This window comes from Arthrobacter sp. LAR12-1-1.1 (genome assembly GCF_040676555.1).
Lineage (GTDB): Bacteria > Actinomycetota > Actinomycetes > Actinomycetales > Micrococcaceae > Arthrobacter.
Window position 1 is genome coordinate 18,013 of the sequence record NZ_JBEGIG010000011.1, and the last position, 24,008, is coordinate 42,020.

A 24,008-nucleotide genomic window follows, 5' to 3' on the forward strand; every position below is an offset into this window, starting at 1 on the left:
CACCATCCCTATTTGCCGGGGTTTGAGAAGAATGCATTGAGCCGGTCGGTGGGAAGGTAGTCCTCAGGGGCGCCGGCCAGGTCGGTCAGGTCATTGCGGTCCCACGAGGGGTCCGCGACCTTGGCGAGGTTCTCCCGGGAGACGATCACCGAGGGCTCAACGATCTGGTTGATCTTCGGGCCCTCGCCCTTCAGGATGCGCAGGGCCACATCGACCACCGCCTCACCGGTGCGCACAGACGGGGTCGTGGTGCCGAAGTAGGGGTAGTCGGAGTTTGCCAGCGCCCAGGAGGAGAATCCGTGGCTGGACCCGTCGTCCGCGATCGGCGGCACCTCCACGCCCGATTCCACAAAGGCGTTGCGGATGCCTACGCCCATCGTTCCGGCCTGCAAGACGGCGTCAACCCCGGCAGGGTGGGTCGCAAGGAACTTCTGGACCTCCGCCTGGGCCGTGGCCGGCTGGAAGAAGCCCGTGACCGACCCGGCGACCTTGACCTCCGGGCAGTTTTTCAGGATGGCGTCGATGCCCATGCCCGCGAAGGTCGAGACCGGGATGCCCGGGATGCCGTCGACGCGCAGGACGTTGCCCTTGCCCCCGATTGCCGCCACCGTGCCGGCGGTGACCTGGGCGATCGCGAGGGGGGTATTCCTCGTGACGCTCACGGCGTATTCGGAATCGATAGGCACCTGGGCGGCGACCAGCGGGATGCCGGCGTCATGGGCGGCCTTGGCCAGCTTCACGGAAGGCTCCGGTGCGATGGCGGTGTAGATGATCACGTCCGGCTTGAGCGAGAGCGCTTCGTTGAACTGCTGGATCTGCAGGGGCACGTTCGACGGGTCATCCGGGGCGAAGTCGCCGACAATCTTGACTCCATTGGCCTTCAGGCTCGTGCGGATGGCCGCCGACATGGAGGCAATGAAGGGACTGGCAGGTGGCATGCCCACGATCGCGGCCGTGAAACCGTCAGTCTTCTTCGACTTGTAGTCGGCCCATGCCGACTTCCGGATCTCGTACGGGTAGAGGTTGTAGCCCGCGGCGATCTCCTTGGGTAAACCGGACAGCAGGACGTTCGGATCGTTCGCTGCATCCGTTGGCAGCGACCCGCAGGTCCCGGCTGCCGCGGGCGACACCTTGGCGGGGGTTGCCCCTCCGGAGGAGCCCGGGGCCGCCGGCGCCGATGCCGAACAGCCCGTCAGGACGAGGGCGCCGGCCCCCAGGATCGCGGCGCCGACCGTCGGGAAGCTGGGGAAAAAGGTCGTCTTCTTCATGGATTATCTCCTGCCGTATAAAACGATTCGTATCGTATGGCATCAGGGTAGGCGTATGCGGTACGATTCGTCTAGTTTCGAATATGACCTGCGACACATTTATCGGCCATTCAAAGGAGATTCGCCGTGAACAACCAACCATCCGGCCTGATGCTCGCCGGGGTGAGCAAGCGGTTCGGTGCCACGCGCGCTGTTATCGACGGTGACCTCCATCTCCGGCCGGGCGAGATCCACACGCTCTTGGGCGAAAACGGCTCAGGGAAGAGCACGCTGGTAAAGATCATGGGTGGGGTTCACCGTCCTGACACCGGCTCCATCACATTGGACGGCGTCCCCGTCAACAGCCGATCGCCCCGCGAGGCCATGGATCTGGGGATTGCGGCGGTGTTCCAAGAGGTCCTCACCGCGGGGAACCAGTCGGTCCTCGAGAATGTCTGGCTCGGGTCCCACGGGACGTTCCGTCGCCGGCTGGGCCGCGCCGAGCAGCAATCGATCGCGCAGGATGTCCTCTCGCGTATCGCCGGCGAGGTGCCCCTCGATCTTCCCGCCGGCCAATTCTCGCTCTCCGAGCGACAGTCCATCTGCATTGCGCGGGCGCTCGTGCGAAAGCCCAAGGTGCTCATCCTTGATGAGTCGACGGCTTCCCTGGACGTCAGGTCCCGTGATCGTCTCTTCGTCGAGCTGCGCCGGCTCGCGGCCGGGGGAACCGCCATCCTGTTTATCTCGCACCGGATGGACGAGGTCGCGGAGATCTCGGCCCGGGTCACCGTTCTGCGGTCCGGCCGGAGCGTGTCCACCGTCGAACGTTCGGACCTGTCCGTCGACCGGTTGATCGCGGACATGACCGGAAACTCCGGCCACGACGAGGCCCGGCGGCAACCGCACGACCCCGGGGACGTCAGCCTTCGGGGATCCGCCGTCCGCCTGGCGTCGGCCTCGGCACCCATCGACTTCGAGCTGCGCGCCGGCGAAGTCGTGGGCCTTGCCGGGCTAGAAGGCCACGGACAGGACCACTTCATCAAACGCCTGGCCGGCGTGGCTGCCGGGCCCGGCAGTGTTGTTCGCATCCGTCCCGAGGGCGCCGCAGAGCTTACCGAGCGCAACGGGGATGCCCTGGGGGTCGCCTACCTGCCGCGCGAACGTCGTGGCGAGTCGCTGTTCGAGTCCATGTCGATCCGCGAAAACTTCGCGCTCCCGACCCTGGCCAAGGACCGCCGCGGCGGGTTGCTGGACACCCGCAGCATTGCCCGCCGTTTCGATGCGTTCGCTCGGACCTTGTCCCTGCGCTTCGGTGCAGCGCAGGATGCAATTTCAACATTGTCCGGCGGTAACCAACAGAAGGTGCTGCTGGCCCGCTGGCTTGCCACGGACCCCAAGGTCCTGCTGCTTAACGACCCCACACGAGGGGTCGACATCGGGACCAAGCGGGAGATCTACGCAATCCTGCACCGACTCAGTGCCGAAGGCATGAGCGTCGTGGTCCTCTCCAGCGAGGTCGACGAACTCGTTGACCTCGCAGACCGCGTCTTGGTCTTCCGCGACCAATCAGTGTTTGCCGAGATCCCCCATTCCGAGCTTTCCACCGAGTCCATCGTCGCCGCATACTTCGGCCAGAAATCAGAGGTGCATACATGAACCGCGTCCTCCCCCTGTTCCAGCGCTGGCCTTTCGCCTTTGCCTTCCTGCTCGCACTGGTGCTGCTGGTGTTGAACCTGATCGTCTCACCGTCCTTCCTCTCCCCCGCGCGTCTCCCCGGCACCCTGGCCACGCTGGCGCCGTTCGTGCTGGTGGGATTCGCCTCCACGCCCTCGATCCTCGCCGGTGGCATTGACATTTCGGTCGGTCCCCTGGCCACCTTCATCAACTGCCTGTTCGTCGCCATCCTCATTCCCGCGGGGCTGGGCAACTGGGATCTCGCGGCACCCATCATCTTGGCGGTGGCTGCCGGAATCGGAGCCCTGAACGGAATCCTGGTCGCCGTCTTGCGCCTGCATCCGGTGGTCGCAACCACCGGGATGCTGTTCCTGCTCGTTGGCCTGTCGCTGACCATCGCCCAGAATCCGGTGGCCGCCCCGAATAATTGGACGGAGGTCTTCGCCGGGGGCATCGGCGTCGTCCCGGGCGCTCTCTTGACCATCGGCGTCGCCGGGCTGATCTGGTTCGCCCTGCGCCGAACGGCCTTCGTCAGCAATCTCCTCGCGACCGGCGAGAGTGATGTTTCAGCCTACGGTTCCGGCGTGAACATCAAGGCAATCCGGATCCTGGCCTATACCCTCGGCGGCCTGTTCGCCGGAATCGCGGGAATCGCCCTGACGGCTATCGTGCAGTCATCGCAGTCTTCGCTCGCCTCCACCTATGCCCTGCTGGGGCTCGCCGCGGCCGTGCTGGGCGGGACGAGCCTGGCCGGCGGCCGCGGCGGGCTGTTGGGTGCCCTCTTCGGGGCGGTCTCCATCTATCTGCTGCAGCAGTTGCTCACGGCCTCGGGCGTGGCCCCCAGCCTCATCCAATTTGCCTACGGCGCCGTCCTCGTCGTTGGCGTCGTGCTGGGCGCGACGCTGCTGGCCCCCCGTTTGAAGAGGAACGCATCATGACTGGTGACACCCTGTCCCCCGCACCAAGAACCCAGGCACCGACGGTCCGGCCCAGGCCCTGGACCACGTTCAGGGCCTGGGCCTTCGAGGTACCGGCACTCCAGGTACTCGTCGTGGCGGCCTTGGCAGCCTGGCTGGTGATCACCATACCGGCCGTCGCGAACCCCAGGTCAATCACGTCGATACTGGTCATCACGTCCCTGCTGGCCCTGGCAGCCATGGGCCAGACGCTTGTGGTGATCCTGGGCGGACTTGACCTGGCGGCACCGGGCTACATCCTTTTCGGTGCCTTCATGGCGGCGAACGTCGCGGGCAAGCTCGGGGTCCCTCCGGTCGTAGCCCTGCTGATCACAGTTCTGGCCTGCGGCGGCATCGGCGCCCTGATCGGCTGGATCTGCCACCGCTTCGCGGTCCAGCCACTAGTCGTCACGCTGGGCACCGGCGCGGCCATCACGGGCGCGACCCTGTTCCTCGCCGACGGCGACTATTCCTCCGCCCCGCCGGAGGCGCTGCGTTCCCTGGCCAGCCTAAGGGGGACCACCCTCGGCCTGCCGTTCCCCCCGATCATCCTGATCGTGCTTCTCTGCGGGGCGGGAATGTGGCTTTTCCTCAATCGCACCGCGGCGGGACGTCGCTTCTACGCGACGGGAATCAATTTCCGGGCCGCGCGATTGGCCAGGGTCCGGACCGCTGCCGTGTGGACCATGGTCTTTGCGGCCTCCGGAGCCCTGGCCGGGGTTGCCGGCATCTTCATCGCATCCTTCGGCGCGGGATGGTCGCAAACCATCGGGGAACCCTACCTGTTCTCCGGCCTGGCCGCGGTCCTCGTCGGCGGCTCGATCTTCGGCTCGATTCGCGGCAGCTACACCCGCACGCTGTTGGGCGCACTCACTCTCACCCTCTTGTCAACGATCATCGTCAGCAATGGGCTGACGGAAGCCCAGAGCCGCATCGTCTTCGGCGTCATCATCCTTGCCGTGGTCTCGCTCTACGGTCGGGAACGCCACGTCCGAGACAGGTTCTGAGGCCTGGTCCGGGTCCCCTACTTCCGGCGGTCCACTGCGACGCGCGGTCACGATACGAGCCGAGTCGGATGCCAATTTTGGATGAGTCATTTCATCCTGGTCCAACTGAAAACCAAGGAGAATAAATGTCCCCCGAGACAGCAACTGTCGCCGAAGTGCTTTCCAGCCCCTGGAAAATCGACGGCCTGACGATCAAGAACCGCTATGTGCTTAGCCCCATGGCCGTCCTCCAGCCGACAAAGGACGGCCATCCCAGCGATCAGACAATCGCGTTCCTCACCACGCGGGCACGCGGCGGCGCTGGGCTGCTGATCATCGGTGGCGGCGTGGCCACCGAGCGCGGGAACCAGGAGGCGCCGTTCCAGCCCTTGATGCGCTTCGACCGGGACGAGTTCATTCCGGGGCTGCGGCGCATGGTCGATGCCGTGCACGAGCAGGATGTACCCATCTTCGCCCAGATCTTCCCGAGCTTCGGCGCCATGGGCGTGCCGGGCGACGGCCGGCCCACAAGGGCCGCGAGCCCGAAGCCCGTCCGCATGGCCGCACCCCGCCTGCCTCACGGTTTCTACATTCCCGGCGGTCGAACGAACCCGACGCCGGAGGAGATCACCAAGGAGGAAATCCTCGAGGTCCAGGAGCAGTCCGTCGCCGCCGTACGGCGTGCAAAGGCGGCCGGCTTCGACGGCATCGAGCTGGGCGCGCACATGCGCTACCTCTATTCCTCCTTCCTCTCACCGCGCACCAACTGGAGGACGGACGAATACGGCGGGAGTGCCGAAAACCGCGCCCGCATCCTCACGGACACGATTCGGGCGATCCGGGCCGAAGTCGGAACCGACTATCCGGTGGGCCTCAGAATGAGCACCAACGATCACCTTCCCGATGGTCAGGGACCTGAGGGGTTCGCCGAAGTTGCGTCGATCATTGAAAAGGAAGGGGTTGGATATATCGCCCTGAGCGATGCGAACTACGAGTCGATGGACAATAACGTCACCTCCTTTTCGGGCGCCATCCTGGAGCACGGAGAGCCGCAAGCATTCCGCGCCGCCATGCCCGAGGTCCCGTTGCTCCTCAGCAGCACTTTCGACCCGCAACAGTGTGCAGACGCCATCACCGCCGGGTTCGCGGACGGAATCATGCTGGCCCGGCAAATGCTGGCCGATCCGGAATTCCCCAACAAGGTCCTCGAGGGACGACAGGATGAGATCGTGTGGTGCGACCACGGCAATTCATGCCTGCGCCGCCTGATATTCAATGTGCCGGTCCGGTGCCACAAGAACCCGGCCATGGGACGCGAAGCGGTCCTTGCGGGGGCCAAGGAACCTGTATCGGTAATGCTTAAGCGTCCAGTCCAGGGCCTACTGATTGCCGCGACGGGGTCACCGGTCCTCATGGGCATCGCCGACAAACTGGCGACCGCCGGCTCGAAGGCATCCAAGAGCTGACACCTGCGCCGCGCCGGCCCCACCCGTGGCGGGAGCCGGCGCGGCAACCTTGTTACAAATACTTGTGTGCCCGGACTCCGACTTGGAGCCCGGGCACACACGCATGTCTTGCCGCCCCATATCGGCAGCTGTTCAAGAAGCCTCAGTCCGCCGGGCGCAGCGCCCTGCCCGTTCCGCGGTAGATGGCGACAGTCCGCTCCCCCGCCCGCACCACCACATCCACTATCATCCGGCGGCCCTCGTGAAAGGTCACTTCAGCGGAGGCGACTAGCTCCTCCGAGATGCAGGCCGGGGAAATGTAGGAGATGGAAGCCTCGGCGGTCGCGATTCCGGCGCCGAATGTGTTTGCGGCCATAGCGAACGCGGTGTCTGCCAGCGCGAAGACCAATCCACCGTGGGCAATCCCGTGCCCGTTAGCCATTTCGGGCGTGACCCGGAGGACGGCCGTGGCACGGCCCTCGCTGGCGCGCAACACCTGGATGCCGAGCCCTTCCAGGCTCCGGTCGGCGGCCAGCATCGAGCGGGCCGGGTCGGCAATGATCGCTGGCTGGTTCACGACAACCTCTCCACTACCATCGCCATGCCCTGGCCGCCGCCCACGCAGAGCGTCGCCAGGCCGAGCGATCCGTCCTTGGTTTGCAGTCCGTTGATGAGCGTTCCGACCAGCCGCACGCCGGTCGCACCGAATGGGTGGCCCAAGGCGATCGCCCCGCCAAACGGGTTGACCCGCTCGGGATCTACCCCCAGCTTCCGCACCACGGGAACCACTTGGGCGGCAAAGGCCTCGTTCAGCTCGACGATGTCGATGTCACCGATCGACAGGCCCAAACGATCCAGCAGGCGGCGGGATGCGTCCACCGGACCCAGCCCCATGATTTCCGGCGAGAGGCCGCTTGCGGCACTGCCCAGAATGCGGGCCAGCGGCTTCAGCCCGAGTTCGCCCGCGCGCCGGGCGCTCATCACCACCAAGGCCGACGCGCCGTCGTTGAGCGGGCTGGCGTTGCCCGCGGTGACGGTACCGGACTCGTGGAACACGGGATTGAGGCCCGAGAGGGCCTCCAGCGTGGTGCCAGGACGCGGGCCGTCATCGGCCCGCACCACCGTGCCGGCAGCCGTGGCCACCGGCACGATCTCGCGCGCGAAGTAGCCGGACTCCATCGCCCGTTCCGCCCGGAGCTGGGACTCCAGAGCCCATTCGTCCTGGTCGCGGCGCGTGGTGCCGGTTTGACGGGCCACGAACTCGGCGGTCTTGCCCATAGAGAGGTACACATCGGGCAGCTCCCCGTGATCCCGGGGGTCGGACCAAGGCTGGCCGGATTCGAAGATGCCATCGGCACGCCGTGCTGCGTCCGCGAAGGCGGGGTGGAGTGATTCAACTACGGGCGGTGTCGAGGTGGTCGATTCGACGCCCGCAACCAGGAACGCGTCCCCGTCGCCCGCCCGCACGGCCTGGGCCGCCATCGCGGTGGCCTGCAACGAGGACGCGCAGAAGCGGTTCACAGTAACCGCGGGGACGCTGTCCATCCCTGCAAGAACCATGATGCGGCGGCCAATGTTGTCGCCCTGCGCGCCCTGCGGTACCGCGCACCCCACGTAGGCGTCCGCAAACTCGGCGGAGTCAACCTGCGGAACCGCAGCGAGCGCTCCCCGGATGGCTGCCAGCGCGAGGTCTTCGGGGCGCTCACCGGCCAGAGACCCCTTGCGGGCCCGGCCGATCGGTGTCCTGCGATAGGCGACGACGACCGCATCATTCGGCGCGATGGCGGTTTTCACGATGATGTTTCCTCTCAGTGTGGACGGCTTCCCTAACGGGCTGGCTCCACGGGCAGGGACAGATCAGGGTCAGTTTCCTACATCTAACGTCACATCCAATATATACGAACCGTATCGTATTGCACAGACTCGAGGCCTCCCACGCCCACACCGGACACGTGGAAGGGAAATCGGGAGGCAAAGGGCGCCACGGGCATGTCGCAAAGAAGTCACGGTGGGAGCAGGCGATGACAGGGCGTCGCCGCCTACCGGACCGCCGCCGAAAACTTCTTGCGCACCCTCAAATGGGTGCACGCCACTCAACGCGGGCGCCGGGCTGCGCCCCGGCTAAAGCCAGCACCGGCATGCTATTCGCCCAACATGCCGCGGCAACCCAAGGTTATAGGGTCCATTCTTCAGTCACGGAGCCGATCGGGCCCATGGGCCCGGACGGAACACAAGTAATACTTGGGGCCGCTACCCTGCAGCAAGCCCTTCAAGTGCCGTCTGCATGATGGCATCGGTGGCTTTGGCGTCGAGGGGGCCCGATTGGAACAACAGGCGGAAGTACACGGGGGCATAGAGCAGCTCCGTGACGAGCTGGGCGTCGAGATTTTTGCGCATCGACCCCTCGTTGATGGCCCGTTCAACCAGGGACGTAACGACCAGCGCGCGCGGGGTCCAGAAATGTTTCTTGAATTCAGCCATCGCTGCCTCGTCGCCCTGGCACTCACCGATGAGTTGCGCCACGAGCCGGCCCTCATTGCCCGCGTAGACCTCCGCAAGTGAGGCCATGTGCTCACGAAGCGCGTCGATCGCAGGGACATCCTGGCGCACCGGAGTACGCGCGACATGGTTGTCCAGGAATGTATCGATAACCACGGCAACCTTGCTCGACCACCACCTGTAGATAGTGGTCTTGCTGACTCCGGCCTCACGGGCAATGCGCTCGATCGAGAGCTTTTGCACCGTAAATCCGTCAGGCCCCGAATCTTCGAGCAACTTCATGGTTGCTTCCAAAATGGCCCGACGACTTTCTTCGCTTCTGATTGCCATGGGTCAACCATACGTGCTTAGCCATCCAATACGAAACGTACACGATCACACTTTGATGCTTCAGTCTTCCGGGTATCGCGAGGTACTGGCGATGGGGCCCGGCAAAAAGCGTCAGCCTGTGTATATAGGAACAACAACGCCCCAAGTGGCCTGGCAACAAAGGGTCTTCTGGGGCCACGAAAGAGGTGACGTGGCATCTTTGCATGGAATTGTGACTCACCTTACACTCAGTACGAAACGGATCGAATCTTTAAGGGAGGTGCCGTGACTGAGTCTTCTGCCACGGAGGTCATGGAAGCCGGAGGTTCAGCCCAGGCGAGGGACTTGACGGTGAGCTCGGTTGTCGTGGGCTGTCGGACTCACAAATCGCCGGCAGCATCGGCGACGCCCGGAATCGACCCGGCGCCCACGAAGCCGATCCAGCCCCGGGCCCACGGCAACGCCCGCCCTCCCCTACTCGGCATGTGCTTAGCTGCACCGCAGATCTACGACGGATCCTCATCTGAGGTGGACCAATGACTTCCGTCCTGGATACTCGGTCGGTTCCTCCGGCCGAGCGCCGGGACTACTGGTCGGCGGGGATCGCCGAACGCTTCTTCCCGATGCACGTCGAATCGGTCGGAGCGCCCACCTTCGACGCCCGCTTGGCCGGTGGCCAGGTCGGGCCGGTCGGGGTCCGGTCCATCCAGGGGCTTGCCCACCGGGTGGCACGCACGCAGCGGATGATCGCGACCGCCGATCCGGAGTGCATCTTGCTGTATCTGATGACCAGGGGCACGATCCATATCGAACAGGACGATCGCAGCTGCCTTCTTCGCCCCGGTGACATTGCGTGCCACGATACGTCGCGGCCTTCCACCTTTGAGGGCCGCAAGGGTTTCGAGGTGCTCGTATTCAGCATTCCCAAATGGTTCATCGGGGCGCAGGCCGAGGGCATCGCCCGGCGTTCCGCGACACGGGTGGATTCGGGCCAGGGACGGCTCGCTGGGCCGGGAACCCCGTTCCTCGTACAGCTAGCCCGAACCACAACGAGCGGCGGCGGGCTCTCAAGCCCTGACGGGGAAGGCGCTGCAGAGATGCTGCTGCCCTTGCTTCGCAGCATGTACGGCGCGCAGGAGATTTCCGATCCGCGTTCCCGGCCCGAGGTACTGCTTGCGCGGATGCAGCGGTTCGTGATGGACCACCTGCACGACCCGGAACTCGGGCCAGAGCGGATCGCTCGGGCCCACTACGTGTCCACGCGCTACGTCCACAAGCTCTTTTCGGCCTCCGGCACCGGAGTGTCGGCCTGGATCCGCGAACGCCGGTTCGAGGGTGCCGTGGGCGAGCTGCGGCGGTCCCCGGAATCGACGATCGCGACGGTCGCGACGAGGTGGGGATACCGCCATCCGGCAAGCTTCAGCAGAGCCTTCCGCGAGGTCCACGGCTGCGCCCCACGGGAAGCCAGGCATCTGCCGGAGCCTGTGGGGAAGACCCCGCCCGTTTGTTAGGGCGGGATCTTCCCCAGCACCCGCCCGTTGGGCGGGGCGGGGGGCTCCCCAAAGATGCGCGATCAGGCCTGGGGGAAGCCGGCCTCCCGCAGTCGGGTGCCCCAGATCCCTGACTTGCCCGGAGCGATGATTCCGTTCGGGTCGAGCGTGTCCTTGATCGTCTCGTTGAAGCGCCGCAGCGCGTGGTCGTTGAAGCCGAACTGGTCGGCCGCGAGATCCATGAAGGACAGGTGCGCCCGGTATTCGCCGTAGCCGCGCTTGCCGGCCTCGGCGACCATGCGCTTGGCCACGGCGTACGCCTTGGCGACCTGCTCCGGGTTTTTCGTGTCGAAGGGGATGACGTTGATAAACGTGGTTGCGCGCGCGTTGATGGGGAGCATGCCACCAAGGAAATCAAGGCCCGCTTCGGCGCACATCTCGGCCATCAGCTTCTGCGCGGCCATCGCGTGCTGGGACGTGAGCGGGATTACCGGCGAGAAATCGACGTGGCCTCCCTCCTCGCCGCCAGACCATCCTGCCATCTTGTAGAGATCCTGGCTCGGCACGCCGATCTGCACGCGCTCGTGCGGATTGGGCAGCGTCTCCCACGCATCGGCCCCGTGCTTCTCGCCCATGAGCTCTACGCTCGGGATCTGCAAGAAGCGCGTCTTGAGCTTCTCGAAGTTGTGATCGACCACCGCTTCGTCTCCGTAGAGCGCGAACCGCATCATCCAGCGTCCCAGTCCCAACTCCTTGGCGATTTTGTCGATGATTTCCTCGGGCATCGGCCCCTCGCCGTCGAACCACTCGGCGCGCGTGGTGAGCATCGATGCCATGCACAGCGTGTTCGACAGCTGCGGGCGCATGTCGATGGCGCCGGCGAGCATGAGTTCGCGCAGCGCATCGACCACGGCGGGCATCTGCGCGTCATCCCAGACGCGCAGCCAGAGCGGCATGTACACCTCGGGCTTCGGCATGAGCCAGTAGCCCATCTTCGTGACGATTCCGTAGTTCGACTGCATGAACATCTCGGTCGAGGTCGGCCCCAGGCCTCGCTTGTACAGCGGCCAGGTCGGGTTGTTGTCCATCGCGCCCGAGCCGGTTCGCATGAGGTCTCCGTTCGGGAGCACGACCTCGAACCCGCAGTGCGAGGCCTGGTCGATCGAGTACGGCATGTAGGTGAGCCCATGCTCGAGCGTGTTCGAGACGACGCCTCCCCAACCTATGTCGACGATGGACGCGACAAGGTTGTGCCCGCCGGCCTTGATCGCTTCGTGCAGGTCGTACCAGCTCACGCCGGGCTCAACAATCGCGTAGCCGAGCTCTTCGTTAATCTCCAGAACGCGGTTCATGCTCCGGAACGACACCATTACTGAGCCACGCACCTGAGGTGCGGCACCGCCGTAGCCGTTGTTCTTGCCGCGGCTAATGGGCCACAACGGGATGCGGTGCTCGTTGGCGATCCGAACGATCGCCTGGACGTCCTCGGTGCTCGTCGGGCTGACGACGGCGGAGGGGAGATTCGTGGCGGAGCCGGGAACCTGAAAGGGATCCTGGAAGTCCTGCAGGGACTCGGCATCGCTTGCGACATTGTCTTCGCCGATCGCGACGGCGAACGCGGCCAGTGCCTCTTCGAGGTCGGATTCGGTAACGCCGGGCGGGAGCGGGCGAGTCGACGTCATGGGGGTGTTGCTCATCTGGATCTCCTTTGATGCAGTGTGTCGTGTCTAACACGTGCCGTTCATCCTGTGCCATCTGGCACCGGAGTGGGGAGATTCCGGCCCCATGGTGCAGTTCGTGCACAGAAGTGTGCACAAACTGCACCATCACACCGCTCCGGCCTCTGGCCCCCTCCTCGCCGTGGTTGCATGGGGCCCAATACATATGACGAGTTGAACGGAGAAGGAACCATGGCCGGTGGTCGTCTGGAAGGAAAAGTCGTCCTGTTGACAGGAATCGGGGGCGGAATGGGCCGGGTGACCGCCCGGCTGTTCACACGTGAGGGTGCCACGGTCGTCGGTTGCGACCTCGATGCCGACGGAGCTGCAGAGACGGTCCGCCTGGTGGAGGCCGACGGAGGCGCGATCGAATCAAGCGCCCCCTTGGACCTGGGCAACCGGGAAAACATCGATCGCTGGGTCGCCGGCGCGATCGAACGCCACGGCCGCATCGACGTGCTCTACAACAACGCCAGCATGCCGAAATTCGCGCCGTTCGCCCAGATGAGCGGCGAGGAATACCGGTTCACCATCCAGAACGAGCTGGACCTGGTGTGGCATGCCTGCCAAAGCGCCTGGCCGCATCTGGCCGCCGTCGGCGGTGCAATCGTCAACATCGGTTCGGGCGCCGGAATCCAGGGTGCCCGAGCCCTGCCGCAGGCCGCCCATGCCGCCGCGAAAGGGGCCGTTATCGCCCTGACTCGGCAGCTCGCCGCCGAAGGTGTCGCCGTCGGGATTCGCGTCAATTGCGTGAGTCCTGGTGTCATGGCGACTCCGCCGGTACTCGCGATGTTCGAGGAATTTGGCGAGAACGCACCGGTCGCCCCGATCGTCGAGCGCACGATTGACGGCAAACCCGGGGACCCGATCGCCGTCGCGTATGCCGGCCTCTACCTGGCCTCCGAAGAAGCGAAATGGGTCACGGGATCCCACCTGGTTGTAGACGGCGGAGCCAGCGCGATGATGTAGGTCCGAGCGAGACCGGGCCTCAATCGGTGAAACCTGTATGGACCACCGAACAGGACCTCAGCGAGACGGGCAGTCGATCCCTTCATGTCAGTTCTGGGACGGTTTTCCGCTGGCTGATCCCTGCAGTCGCTGTAGGTTTTGTTCGTCGGCGTCTGCGACCCGCAAGCCACTGGCCGAAGCCGGGCCCAAAGCTGGCGGCAAAGCGGGGCCCTGCCGTTGCATCCGCCCACCGCTTCTGGTGAGCACCGCCGTCGCCACTCCTCCCAGCAGGAGCAGTCCGCCAGCCACTTCCGTGGCCGAGGGCACCTCCTGCAGGGCCAGCCACGCGGCGCTCATCCCCACGACCGGCACTAGCAGCGTGAACGGGACCACGGCCGACGGCGAGTATTTCGCGAGCAGCCGGTTCCAGATCCCGTAGCCCACCATCGAAGCGAAAACCGCGGTGTAGAGCGCGCTCAGGACAGTGGCGGGCTGGAGGTCTCCGATCGTTGCGGTGATGGCATCGGGACCATCGATGATCAGTGAAAGTCCGGCGAGCGGGAGCGGGACCACCGCACCCGACCAGACCACCAGCCCCAGCCCCGAGGCCGCCTTGGCTTTGCGTGCAACCACGTTGCCCACAGCCCAGGAAAGCGCCGCGGCCAGCACAATGAGGAACGGAAGTAGCGGGGCAACGGCACTGCGGCCCACCGCCACTACCGTCAGGCCGGCGACGCCAAGCACGACGCCGGCCAACTGACGCCCGCTGGGCCGCTCGCCAAGGAACACGGCGGCCAACAGAACCGTAAGCAGAACCTGCGCCTGGAGTACCAGTGAGGCCAGACCAGCCGGCATGCCCAGCGCCATGGCCAGGTACAGCAGCCCGAACTGGCCGGCGCTCATAAAGAGTCCGACGCCGATTATTGCTGCCCAGCTGACCTCAGGTTTGCGCACGAAGAAAATCCAGGGGAAGACCACCAGGACAAACCGCATGGCCACGAACAGCAACGGCGGAACGTCGCGTCCGTTGGTGTGGAGGCCCAAGTCGATGGCCACGAAGTTTAGGCCCCACAAGACAGCGACGAGGGTGGCAAGCAAGGAATGGCGAAGGTTCACGCTCCTCACCTTGACAGAGAGGAGAATGAAGCACCAGCATTGATTCATACCGAATAACATGTACGTTTGCTTCATGATAGACATCGGAGCGCTCCGTGCGCTGGCAGCGATTGAGCACCATGGTTCCGTCATTGCAGCATCAGGGGTGATGGGCTTCAGCCCGTCGGCGGTATCGCAGCAGATCAAGAAGCTGGAAAAGCAGACTGGTTTCTCGGTCCTGGAGCGGCATGGCCGAGGGGTGCTGCTGACTGAACGCGGACTTGCCTTGGCCGCTTATGGGCGCCGCATTCTCGCCGAACTGGAAGAACTCCAGTCCACGCTCCTGGCCGATCCCGCCAAACCGTATGGCCGCTTGAAGGTGGTGTCCTTCTCCACCGCGTGCCGGGGGCTGGTGGGGCCGATGCTGGGCATGCTCGCTTCCTCCGAAACTGATCTGGACGTCACCGTGCTGGCCGAGGACCCACGTGAAGCCGTGGCACGTGTAGCCGGCGGGGAAGCCGACCTCGGCATCGTCCACGACTGGAACTCCGTCCCGCTTGTGATTCCAGAGCACGTGAAGCTCGAGTGGCTTTGCGATGACATCGCGGATCTCCTGGTTCACCGCAACCACCCCCTGGCAGGAAGGGCGGAGGTGGAAGCTGCCGATATGGTTGATGAGCGCTGGATCAGCACCCCGCACGGCGCCATCTGCAACGAAGCCCTATTGCGGATTTTTGCCGATCTGGGCCGTGTCCCGGATATCCAGGTCTACGATCCGGACTTCGCAACCCACATCGCGCTGGTGGAGCAAGGGGCCGTGGTGGCGCTCGTGCCTCGTCTCGGCAGGCCCGCACTGCCCGCGGATGTGGTCACTGTACCGGTCCATCCCGTGCCGGCTCGTCGTGTGGGGATGGTGCACCGCAGGACCATGACCGAAAGCCCGGGCATTCAGCACCTTGCCGGCCTCCTGCGCAAGATTGCAGGCCCAGCTGCGAGCTAGAGGCGCCCCCGGCGCAAAGTAACAGGCGCCCTCTCCGCATCACCACCGGAGACTCTGACGGCCGAGTATCACTAAGCCCAGAAGCCCGTCTCCGGGCGTGCCCTGACGGTTTGTGCAGCCGACTACGGATCAAAATGCAGACCGTACAGGCAACTTTGAACACTCAGATGTTCAAAATCGCCTGCACAACCCCGTACTTCCGCATGAAGTGGTGCAGACGACTTCGAAAATTGACACTTCCGAGTAGTCTCACAAAAGGTCGTCGACAAGAGTCATGCACGGTTTGGTCCTGATTGGCGGCATGACGTGCGACGTCGAAGCTCAAGAGGGTCTTTTTGGCCACTCGTTGATGGGCGGCCGAACGACGGTCAGTAGTCTAGTGCACTAGAAGTGCAGTATGATGCACTTATGGATGAAAGTACAACGAGCCTGGCGCTGGCAATCGGCGCCCGGGTTAAGCAGGAGAGGCAGTCGCGGGGCTGGACGCTTGATCAGCTGGCGGAGTCCGCAGGGGTAAGCCGCAGGATGGTCGTCAACGTGGAGCAGGGTGCCGCGAATCCCAGCGTGGGAACCCTGCTGAGGATCAGCGACGCGCTGGGTGTGGGGCTGCCGGCGTTGGTCGAGCCACCTCGCCCGAAGCCGGTGAAGGTCACGCGCAGTGGTGAGGGCGCTGCTTTGTGGAGCGGTGAGTCCGGCGGCCGCGGGGTGTTGGTGGCCGGCACCGAACCGCCGGACGTGGTTGAACTGTGGGACTGGACGCTGGGTCCCGGCGATCGCCATGTGAGCGAGGCCCACACATCGGGCACCAAGGAGCTTTTGCAGGTCCAGCAGGGCACGGTCACGGTGGAGGTCGCAAGTCAATCAGTCACCCTCGATGCAGGTGATGCGTTGACGTTCCCGGGCGACGTGGCACACTCTTACGCCAACCCGGGCACAGAGCCCGCGAGGTTCTCCCTGGCCGTCTTCGAGCCGGGCGTGGGGACAGGACACCGTCCGGAGGCGTCCGATGCCTGAGTCGGGCATGCTTCAGGAATTTCTCGACGGCGGCCAGGTTGACGCCGCCGTGTTCGCGCTGCGGCCCGACTACCGGGCGTTGCTGCTGGCCGTTGACGGACTCGTCCCGGGCCCGAGTGACCAGGCCGGTGAGGAGCTGCTCCGGACGGCGGAATCCGCAGCCCGGGAGCTGCTCAACGGCCGGCCGGTTGAGCAGCTCCCGCACGTGGCTGCGTGGCGCGAGGCTTACCAGGCCTTCGGTGCCAAACCCAGCCGCACGCGCAACAGCCTGGAAGCGCTCCTGCGCCGTGCGGTGTCCGGGTTGCCCCGGGTGAACCGTCTCACCGACCTCTATAACGCGGTCTCGGTGATTCACCAGATCCCGCTGGGCGGGGAGGATCTGACCCGCTACAGCGGTGCGCCACGGCTGGTCCGCGCCACCGGCAAGGAGCCCTTTGATACCGCCGCCGACGGCGCCGCGGTGATCGAACACCCGGAACCTGGCGAGGTGGTGTGGTGCGACGACGCCGGCGTGACCTGCCGGCGCTGGAACTGGCGCCAGGCACGCCGCACCCAACTCGGCGAGCACACCACCTCCGCGCTGTTCATCCTCGACGCGCTCGAACCCATGACCGATGCGGCGCTCCACGCCGCAGCCGAGGACCTCGCCGCCCGGCTGACCCGGCTCGGTCCCGACGTCAGGGTCGCCCGCCGCCTGATAACCGCCGGCCCGATAGTCAATGAAGGAGACTGACATGCTCATCCACTCCCGGACACGCGAGATCGGTGACCGGCAGGCCCGAAAGGGCCAGCCGTGAGCCAGCGCGCCCCCAACAATGTCCCCGTTCCGCCGTGGGGACTGGCCGTGGCCGCCATGCTCTCGGTCCAGCTGAGCTCGGCCCTGTCAGTGGATCTGATCGCGGCGGTGGGGCCGACCGGAACCGCCTGGCTCAGACTCAGCGTGGGGGCACTCGTCTTCCTGGCCATCGCCCGACCCCCATTGCGCACGCTCCGCCGCCACGACGTCCCCGTGCTCCTGGGGCTGGGCGTCGCCACCGGACTGATGACCATCGCTTTCCTCGCCTCCATCGAACGTATCCCGCTCGGCACCGCCGTCGCGATCGAGTTCCTCGGTCCGCTGACCGTCGCCGCGGTGCGCAGCCACAGCGCACGGGCGCTTATCTGGCCAGCCCTGGCGCTGCTGGGCGTCGTCCTGCTGACCGAACCCTGGGCTGGTGAGATCAACCTCGCCGGTATCGGGTTGGCAGGGCTCGCGGCCGTCGGGTGGGCCGTCTACATTGTGCTCACCCAACGGATCGGCGACCGCTTCACGGGCATCGGCGCGCTTTCACTCACCGTTCCCGTCGCCGCTGCCACGGCAGCGGTCGTCGGCATCCCGCAGTCCGCCGGACATCTCAACCTCGGTGTCCTCTCCGTCGCTTTCGGACTGGCCGTCCTGATGCCGGTGCTGCCAATGGCGCTCGAGATGCTCGCCCTGCGCCGGATGACGCCCACCGCGTTCGGTACCCTGATGGCCCTCGAACCCGCCTTCGGGGTGCTCCTCGGGCTGCTCGTGCTGCACCAGCAGCCCTCGCTCACCCAATTCGGTGGCATCACGCTCGTCGTCCTTGCCGGCGCCGCCGCGCAACGCGGTGGCCGACGGCAACCGCGCTCCCGCGAACACGCCGCCGCCCGCACCGACCCCGGCCTCATCAGCCAAGGACCGAAGTAGACGACAGTCCTCCAAATAGGCGCGTCCGCCAGAACTGTCGCTGCGGGAGAATTCCCCTGCTTACAGGGCCCCGCAGCTCAGCCCGCCTAGGCACCGGCAGCTGCCTCAGATTTTTGCTTCCCTGTGATTCAAACAAAGGAGTTATACCCATGTTCACCGGCTTGAGCGCCTTCCCCCTGACCCCTCTGGCCAACGATGCTGTCGACGAGCACGCCTTCGTCCGCCTGATCGAACGGCTCGCCGAGGCGAAGGTCGACTCCATTACCGCACTCGGATCCACCGGCTCCTACGCCTACCTGAGCAGCGAGGAACGAAACCGCGTCGCCCGTCTCGCCGTCGAACACGCCGGCAAAACACCCGTGTTCATTGGTATCGGGGCCTTGCGGACCTCACACGTCCTGGCCAACGCTGAAAAGGCAGAACAGGCGGGGGCTTCCGGTCTCCTGCTGGCCCCCATGACCTATCAACCCCTCACCGACGATGACGTGTTCGAACTCTTCCGAACCGTCACCGCGAACTCGTCGCTGCCCGTCATCGTCTATGACAACCCAGGCACCACCCACTTCACGTTCACCACCGAACTCTACGGACGCATCGCGGAACTGCCCGGTATCGCCTCCATCAAAATCCCGGGCGTGCCAGTCGATCCGGAGCAGGCACAGGCGCGGGTTCAGGAAATCCGGGCGTCCGTCCCGGCGCACGTGACCATCGGAGTTTCCGGTGACGCAAAAGCCTCCGCCGGACTGGCCGCCGGGTGCGATGCCTGGTACTCCGTCATCGGCGGCACCTTGCCCGCCCTGGCGATGCGGATCACCCGGGCCGTCCTGGAAGGGCGGGCCTCAGACGCGACCGCTGAATCCGAACGGCTTGCACCGTTGTGGGAGTCGTTTGCTGAGTTTGGCGGGAGTATCCGGGTCGTTGCGGCAATAGCGGAACAGCTGGGACTGGCATCAACATCGTGCCTGCCTCTTCCCCTCCAGGGATTGACCGCGAAGCAGCGCGCCCATGTTGGCAGGATTGTCGATGAGCTCGGGCTTAACTCGTAGCGCCGGCCTCGGCGTTCCACGCAGGAAGGACCGCCGGGTCGGGGCGCTGGCCCGATACGTCTTCGCCGCGACCCTGGTTCGCAGCGCCGACGGCGGCGCAGTAGTCGCCATCGTGCTGCTAGCCCACGCCTGCGGGATGCCTGGCTGGCTGGCCGGGCTCCTGGGAGCATCAATCACCGCACCCCACCTGCTCGGCCCGTTCATCGCACGACGCCTCGATACAGCCCGCGACGGACGCAAAGTGATCGCATCCGCTGCCGTCCTCCACGGCGTGCTGCTCGGTGCTGCTGCACTGCTCCTGCCCGTCGCCTGGGCGATCTGGCCAGCCATGCTGCTCTTTGCCTCGGGCATCTTCGGGCCGATGCTCACCGGCGGGATCAGCAGCCGCCTGCCCTCCATCGCCGGCCCCGGGCAGCGCAGCCAACGCAGAGCACAAAGCTGGGACGTCGCAAGCTACGGACTCAGCGGCACCCTCGGCCCCGCAGCGGTCGCGTGGATCGCGGCAGCATCTGACGCACTCACCGCGACACTGGTTCTGGCCGGAGCCGCCGTCGTTGGTGCGGGAGCCGTCCTCGCACTCCCCAGGCAAGAGCCACCCAACAAGGCCGTTGACGTGCCGTCCCCCGGTCGAACACTGAGCCTCATCTGGGCACGTGGTCCGCTTCGCCGCACCCTCGGACTCACCGTGACCGTCGCATTCTCTGTCGCCGCGCTACCGATCTACGCCGTTGCGACAGCTCCCGCGTACGGCGGGGCCTCAGCCGCCGGAACACTGGTCGCAGCCTACGGGATAGGAAATCTCCTCGGATCAGCAGGGCTCATGCTCCGACCGCTTCGCCGCGACGCAGACCCTCTCATGAGCTCCCTCGCCGCACTCGTCGCGGCAACGCTGATACTGGTGATGCTCACTCCGACACTCCCCACCTCCCTCATTGCCTTCGGCCTGGCAGGGATCGCCAACGCGATGTTCTTCGCCTCAACACTCGCCGCGCGCAGCGAATACGCCCCCATCGAAGCTCGCGGCCAAGTCTTCATCTGGGTAGGCGCACTCAAGATCGCTGCAGGATCAGCCGGAACAGCCGTCGCGGGTGCAACCATCACACAAACGGTCTGGGCACCGCTTCTGCTGGCGACCGCCCTCACAGCAGCAACTGCCACGTCCAGCATCATCGAGCGCTCCCGTCCACGCTTGTCCAAGCACTAGCCCGCCTGCAGTCAACAGCACCCTCGCCCGGGCCGGCAGCACGCCGCGGCGAGTGCACCAGAGGCACGCCAAAACAACGCCAAATAGCTCTGCGATTCACACGGTTATTTTGTGGATCGCAGCGCTATTTGGCAGTAAATTCGCAGGCCTTAGTTGCCGATGGGTAGGGCTTCTCTGGCTGTGTCGACGATCTCGGGAGTGAGCGAATCGAGGTGCTCGTGCGTTTGGATCACCCCACTCGGCGCATCGCCTGCAGTTCGATCTCGACGCGCGCCCTGAGCGGGAGCCCGGCGACGGCGACCGTCGTGCGCGCGGGGTACTGGCCGTCGAAGTACCTCGCGTACACGGCGTTCATCGCTGCGAAGTCGTCCATGTCGACGAGGAAGACGCTGACTTTGACGACATCGCGCCAGCTGCTGCCGGCCGCCTCGAGGACGAGGCCAAGGTTGTCGAAGACGCGTGCGGTCTGCTCCTCGATGCCACCGCCGACCAGCTGCCCGGTCGCCGGGTCGATGGGCGTCTGCCCCGAAAGGAACAGCAGACCATTCGGTATACCGCACGCTTGGGAGTAGGGGCCCACGGGCGCCGGGGCGCTCTCGGCCATCACATAGGTCAGCTCCATCGCTGAGGTCCTCTCCGTCGGACGACGCGCGCTGCCGGAGCGTACCGGCCGGCGACCGGGTACCACGGCAGTCCGCTCGCTGATGTTCAGTCTACTGCCGGCACGGCTGCGGTGAGCTCTCAGCCGTCCGGCACCTGCTCGGGACTTCTTGCGGCAGGTCCCGTTCCACAGTTACTCCGTCGGGAACATCAGCGCTGAGGTTCACTGTGTAATTGTCAGGTCCGTGGCGGGTGACGAGAATGCCCTGCCATCCTTCACTCACCGAGTGGTCACGGGCCATCTCGACAGCCGTGTTGATACTGTCTTCGATTTCCGTCGGGGATAGGCCTGTGATGTGGAAGTAGCGGTCGGCCTCGATCGTGATAATCATTGGACTCCTGCTTTGCTCTTAATATCGCCTTTGATTTGATGCTCATGATGTGGGCACGCACGTAGCGAATCGGCTCTTTGGGACGAAGAAATGGCTTTCAGCGATGGCAGACTCGCCCGATCGGATTTCTCTTGACCGGAGGTTTGCCCCCGAACTTGCACTGCATCCCGGGTTGCGGTTCCGCAGCCCGGGATGCAGTGGGTTGTCACTCGGAACGGTACGGACTTTGGAGAGCGCCCATCGTGATACGGGAACGGTGGCAAATGAAACTGACAAGGTCCCGCTTCTTGAGATCGCGTACGCCACACACAGGGACGGGCCTGGAGGCTGGCGCCTGGCCCGTCCTTATGGCTCCTCGGGGTTTTAGATTTCGGTGGGCTGCGCTTGGGTGGCAGTCTGCTTGGTTGACTGTGTGTCGTCAGTGTTTGGTTGCTGAACCTCCTTGGTGGGTTCGCCCGGCTGGCTCTCACGGTCGTGGAGGTCCATCTCTGGTGGTTCCTTGCGGAATCCTTTGGTGAGGAAGACGAGGTAGAGAACGCCCAGACCGATCCAGCAGCAGCCGATGGTGATGGCGATGGGACTGAGCTGGGTTAGAAGGTAGATGTCGACGGCGGCGCCCAGTATTGGTAGGACGATGAAGCCAATGATCGAAAGCTTTTTGCCTTGCCGGCGGTTTCGGATGAAGTAGGCGATGACGCAGAGGTTGACGGCTGTGAATGCCAGGAAGGCCCCGAAGTTGATGAAGGAGGTTGCGGTTTCCAAGGAGATGTTCAGTGCCAGCATGGCCACGGCACCGACGAGGACCAGGTTGAAGATGGGCGTTTTGGTTCGGGGGTGGAGGCGGCCGAAGAGCCGGCGGGGTAGGACTCCGTCGCGGCCCATGACGTAGAGGAGGCGGCTGGTGCTGGCCTGGATGGCGAGCCCGGACGCAAACCCACCGATGATGAAGAGCATGTTGGTGATGTTGGCGTAGAACTGCCCGCCGACGAGGACCTGCATGGAGTATGCTGCTGTCGCTGCTTCCTCGAAGTCTCCGCCGGGGTGAACGAGCTGCATGATGTAGGAGACCACGACGAAGATTATTCCGCCGACGAGGACGGTCAGGAGGATCGCGCGGGGAATGTTGCGCTGGGCGTTTTTGGTTTCTTCGCTGAGTGTGCTGACGGCGTCGAATCCCAGGAAGGCGTAGGCAGCGATAGCGGCTGCGGCAGCGACGCCGCCGACCGTCGTGGCATTGTTCCAGAAGGGGTCTGTGAACGACGCGGGCGGGTTTCCCCCGAGGTAGGCCAGGCAGTAGGCGATGAAGATCCCGATGAGGGTAACAACCAGAAGGGTCAGCGTTTTATTGACACGGTCAGTGAGCACGATTCCCGTGACGTTGATGATCGTTGTTAGTCCAGCGTTCAGAGCGAGCCAGGCCCAGACGGGGATGCCGGGAAACTGCGCTGCAAGGTAGAACGATTGGAACAGCCAGGCCACGGTGGGAAGGAAGAGGTAGTCGAGGAGGATCGCCCACCCGACGAGGAAACCGACACGGGAATCGAGGAGCCGTCGTGCATACACGTAGGCCGATCCCGAGTTCGGAAAGATCTTTGCCATTTTCGCGTAGCTGAGGGCAGTCAGCAGCATCGCGGCCGTGGCGAGGGCGAATGCTGTCGGGGCTGTTCCGTCGCTGGTGGAGGAGATGATACCGAAGATCGTCATTACGATTCCCGGAGCCATATAGGCCAAGCCGAACACGACCACCGACAGCAGGGATAGCTTGGGGGTAAGTTTAATGTTCTCAGCGGACATGGGGAGTTCCTTAGGCTGGGGCAGTGCTGAGGTTGGTCAGGGGTGACGGGGCGTTGGTCTGCCGCCACAGGCGGGGATCAAGCTGGCCCGCGTAGAGCGGCAATGGAATGCTGTCGTCGTTTTCAGCGAACTGGTCCCAGGGGCGGGTGACGCCCGCTGTGCCATATTGGCGTACGTTCCCTACTTGGTCCAGGTCGATGACATCAACCAATGTCGCGTCTTCGGGTCCGGTTGCCGAAATTCGCACGCGGCCTTCAGGATCAACCAGGAAACTCCGTCCAACCCCGTGTGGGCCCGCCGCGTTCACACTCGCAACGAAGTTCTGGTTCACGATTGCGTTGGCCTGGCCGATAACAACTTCCTGCACACGATCGTTGGTCGGGGTCTGGACAACATTGAGGACGAGCTCTGCCCCCATCCAGGCCAGGTGCCTGCTGTGTTCGGGGAACCATGCGTCGTAGCAAATCGACAAACCGACGCGGCCGTAGCCGGTCATGTCGAAGACCACGAAGTCCTTACCGGAACAAACAGTCTCATAGGGCTTCCAGGGAAAGATCTTTCGGTACGCGGCTACTGCTTTTCCTTGTGGAGAGTAGACGACGGCGGTGTTGTAGATATGCCCGTCCGTACCACGTTCAAGCACGCTGCCAGGCAAAAGCCAGATCCCAAGGTCTCCAGCAAGCTCGGCAAGGGTACGGCCGCGCGGGCCATCAAGAGGTTCGGCCGAGGCTTCCATGTAGGCCTGCCGGTCCACAAACCCGGCAGAATCTACCGTGTTCAAGTGAAGCTCCGGGTAAACGAAAAGGTCGGCGACGGCATGCGCTTTGACCCTTCGCTCGAGACCGGCAGCAAAATCAGTCAAGGACTCAGCGGGTGATTG

General features: G+C 64.7%; 22 protein-coding genes. 12 read left to right on the forward strand and 10 right to left on the reverse strand.

Features of this window, described 5'->3' with window-relative positions; all coding sequences use genetic code 11:
- Nucleotides 1–8: 8 nt before the first annotated feature.
- Nucleotides 9–1,268 (reverse strand): substrate-binding domain-containing protein, encoded by a 1,260-nt coding sequence (locus MRBLAR12_RS07865; protein WP_364744939.1) that lies wholly within the window; start codon nucleotides 1,266–1,268, stop codon nucleotides 9–11.
- Between the two features lie 126 nt (nucleotides 1,269–1,394).
- Here MRBLAR12_RS07865 and MRBLAR12_RS07870 point away from each other — a divergent pair, with 126 nt between their 5' ends.
- From MRBLAR12_RS07870 to MRBLAR12_RS07885, 4 genes are all read left to right on the forward strand, one after another.
- Nucleotides 1,395–2,903, forward strand: a complete 1,509-nt coding sequence (locus tag MRBLAR12_RS07870) for a sugar ABC transporter ATP-binding protein (protein ID WP_364744942.1) — start codon at nucleotides 1,395–1,397, stop codon at nucleotides 2,901–2,903.
- Nucleotides 2,900–3,859, forward strand: coding sequence for an ABC transporter permease (locus MRBLAR12_RS07875; protein ID WP_229994205.1), 960 nt, complete (start codon nucleotides 2,900–2,902; stop codon nucleotides 3,857–3,859). Before MRBLAR12_RS07870 ends, MRBLAR12_RS07875 begins: the two co-directional genes overlap by 4 nt.
- Complete coding sequence (locus tag MRBLAR12_RS07880; protein ID WP_229994206.1) at nucleotides 3,856–4,884, forward strand: ABC transporter permease; 1,029 nt, start codon at nucleotides 3,856–3,858, stop codon at nucleotides 4,882–4,884. Before MRBLAR12_RS07875 ends, MRBLAR12_RS07880 begins: the two co-directional genes overlap by 4 nt.
- 125 nt (nucleotides 4,885–5,009) lie before the next feature.
- Complete coding sequence (locus MRBLAR12_RS07885) at nucleotides 5,010–6,329, forward strand: NADH:flavin oxidoreductase (protein WP_229994207.1); 1,320 nt, start codon at nucleotides 5,010–5,012, stop codon at nucleotides 6,327–6,329.
- 142 nt (nucleotides 6,330–6,471) lie between these two features.
- Here the strand turns inward: MRBLAR12_RS07885 and MRBLAR12_RS07890 are convergent, their stop codons facing one another.
- From MRBLAR12_RS07890 to MRBLAR12_RS07900, 3 genes are all read right to left on the reverse strand, one after another.
- Complete coding sequence (locus MRBLAR12_RS07890; protein WP_229994208.1) at nucleotides 6,472–6,885, reverse strand: PaaI family thioesterase; 414 nt, start codon at nucleotides 6,883–6,885, stop codon at nucleotides 6,472–6,474.
- Nucleotides 6,882–8,102, reverse strand: coding sequence for an acetyl-CoA C-acyltransferase (locus tag MRBLAR12_RS07895; protein WP_229994209.1), 1,221 nt, complete (start codon nucleotides 8,100–8,102; stop codon nucleotides 6,882–6,884). The genes MRBLAR12_RS07890 and MRBLAR12_RS07895 overlap by 4 nt, the downstream gene beginning before the upstream one ends.
- 456 nt (nucleotides 8,103–8,558) lie before the next feature.
- The gene (locus tag MRBLAR12_RS07900; protein WP_229994210.1) at nucleotides 8,559–9,137 is read right to left on the reverse strand and encodes a TetR/AcrR family transcriptional regulator; all 579 of its coding nucleotides are present in this window, start codon (nucleotides 9,135–9,137) and stop codon (nucleotides 8,559–8,561) included.
- 515 nt (nucleotides 9,138–9,652) lie between these two features.
- Here MRBLAR12_RS07900 and MRBLAR12_RS07905 point away from each other — a divergent pair.
- Nucleotides 9,653–10,627, forward strand: a complete 975-nt coding sequence (locus MRBLAR12_RS07905; protein WP_229995494.1) for a helix-turn-helix domain-containing protein — start codon at nucleotides 9,653–9,655, stop codon at nucleotides 10,625–10,627.
- Between the two features lie 62 nt (nucleotides 10,628–10,689).
- On the opposite strand, the gene MRBLAR12_RS07910 is transcribed toward MRBLAR12_RS07905, so the two are convergent.
- Nucleotides 10,690–12,303 carry an FAD-binding oxidoreductase gene (locus MRBLAR12_RS07910; protein WP_229995495.1) on the reverse strand — a complete coding sequence of 538 codons (1,614 nt, stop codon included), beginning with the start codon at nucleotides 12,301–12,303 and terminating at the stop codon, nucleotides 10,690–10,692.
- Nucleotides 12,304–12,516: 213 nt separating this feature from the next.
- On the opposite strand from MRBLAR12_RS07910, the gene MRBLAR12_RS07915 reads away from it, so the two are divergent.
- Complete coding sequence (locus tag MRBLAR12_RS07915) at nucleotides 12,517–13,293, forward strand: SDR family NAD(P)-dependent oxidoreductase (protein ID WP_364744949.1); 777 nt, start codon at nucleotides 12,517–12,519, stop codon at nucleotides 13,291–13,293.
- Between the two features lie 87 nt (nucleotides 13,294–13,380).
- Here MRBLAR12_RS07915 and MRBLAR12_RS07920 read toward each other — a convergent pair whose 3' ends face one another.
- Nucleotides 13,381–14,388: an EamA family transporter gene (locus MRBLAR12_RS07920; RefSeq protein ID WP_229995497.1), complete on the reverse strand. Its 1,008-nt coding sequence runs from the start codon at nucleotides 14,386–14,388 to the stop codon at nucleotides 13,381–13,383.
- A 73-nt stretch (nucleotides 14,389–14,461) separates the two neighbouring features.
- Between MRBLAR12_RS07920 and MRBLAR12_RS07925 the strand changes: the two genes are divergently transcribed.
- From MRBLAR12_RS07925 to MRBLAR12_RS07950, 6 genes are all read left to right on the forward strand, one after another.
- Nucleotides 14,462–15,367: a LysR family transcriptional regulator gene (locus MRBLAR12_RS07925; RefSeq protein ID WP_229995498.1), complete on the forward strand. Its 906-nt coding sequence runs from the start codon at nucleotides 14,462–14,464 to the stop codon at nucleotides 15,365–15,367.
- Between the two features lie 408 nt (nucleotides 15,368–15,775).
- Nucleotides 15,776–16,381: a helix-turn-helix domain-containing protein gene (locus MRBLAR12_RS07930; protein ID WP_229995499.1), complete on the forward strand. Its 606-nt coding sequence runs from the start codon at nucleotides 15,776–15,778 to the stop codon at nucleotides 16,379–16,381.
- Nucleotides 16,374–17,114, forward strand: coding sequence for a B3/B4 domain-containing protein (locus tag MRBLAR12_RS07935; RefSeq protein ID WP_229995500.1), 741 nt, complete (start codon nucleotides 16,374–16,376; stop codon nucleotides 17,112–17,114). The genes MRBLAR12_RS07930 and MRBLAR12_RS07935 overlap by 8 nt, the downstream gene beginning before the upstream one ends.
- A gap of 60 nt (nucleotides 17,115–17,174) precedes the next feature.
- Complete coding sequence (locus tag MRBLAR12_RS07940) at nucleotides 17,175–18,092, forward strand: EamA family transporter (protein ID WP_414645477.1); 918 nt, start codon at nucleotides 17,175–17,177, stop codon at nucleotides 18,090–18,092.
- Nucleotides 18,093–18,241: 149 nt separating this feature from the next.
- The gene (locus MRBLAR12_RS07945) at nucleotides 18,242–19,138 is read left to right on the forward strand and encodes a dihydrodipicolinate synthase family protein (protein WP_229995501.1); all 897 of its coding nucleotides are present in this window, start codon (nucleotides 18,242–18,244) and stop codon (nucleotides 19,136–19,138) included.
- The gene (locus MRBLAR12_RS07950) at nucleotides 19,116–20,342 is read left to right on the forward strand and encodes an MFS transporter (protein ID WP_364744953.1); all 1,227 of its coding nucleotides are present in this window, start codon (nucleotides 19,116–19,118) and stop codon (nucleotides 20,340–20,342) included. Before MRBLAR12_RS07945 ends, MRBLAR12_RS07950 begins: the two co-directional genes overlap by 23 nt.
- Before the next feature lie 229 nt (nucleotides 20,343–20,571).
- Here the strand turns inward: MRBLAR12_RS07950 and MRBLAR12_RS07955 are convergent, their stop codons facing one another.
- From MRBLAR12_RS07955 to MRBLAR12_RS07970, 4 genes are all read right to left on the reverse strand, one after another.
- Complete coding sequence (locus MRBLAR12_RS07955; protein ID WP_229995503.1) at nucleotides 20,572–20,964, reverse strand: RidA family protein; 393 nt, start codon at nucleotides 20,962–20,964, stop codon at nucleotides 20,572–20,574.
- A 91-nt stretch (nucleotides 20,965–21,055) separates the two neighbouring features.
- On the reverse strand, nucleotides 21,056–21,334 hold the full coding sequence (locus MRBLAR12_RS07960) for a hypothetical protein (protein ID WP_364744956.1): 279 nt from the start codon (nucleotides 21,332–21,334) through the stop codon (nucleotides 21,056–21,058).
- Between the two features lie 363 nt (nucleotides 21,335–21,697).
- Complete coding sequence (locus MRBLAR12_RS07965) at nucleotides 21,698–23,128, reverse strand: APC family permease (protein WP_229995505.1); 1,431 nt, start codon at nucleotides 23,126–23,128, stop codon at nucleotides 21,698–21,700.
- 10 nt (nucleotides 23,129–23,138) lie between these two features.
- The gene (locus tag MRBLAR12_RS07970) at nucleotides 23,139–23,990 is read right to left on the reverse strand and encodes a carbon-nitrogen hydrolase family protein (protein WP_229995506.1); all 852 of its coding nucleotides are present in this window, start codon (nucleotides 23,988–23,990) and stop codon (nucleotides 23,139–23,141) included.
- Nucleotides 23,991–24,008: the final 18 nt, after the last annotated feature.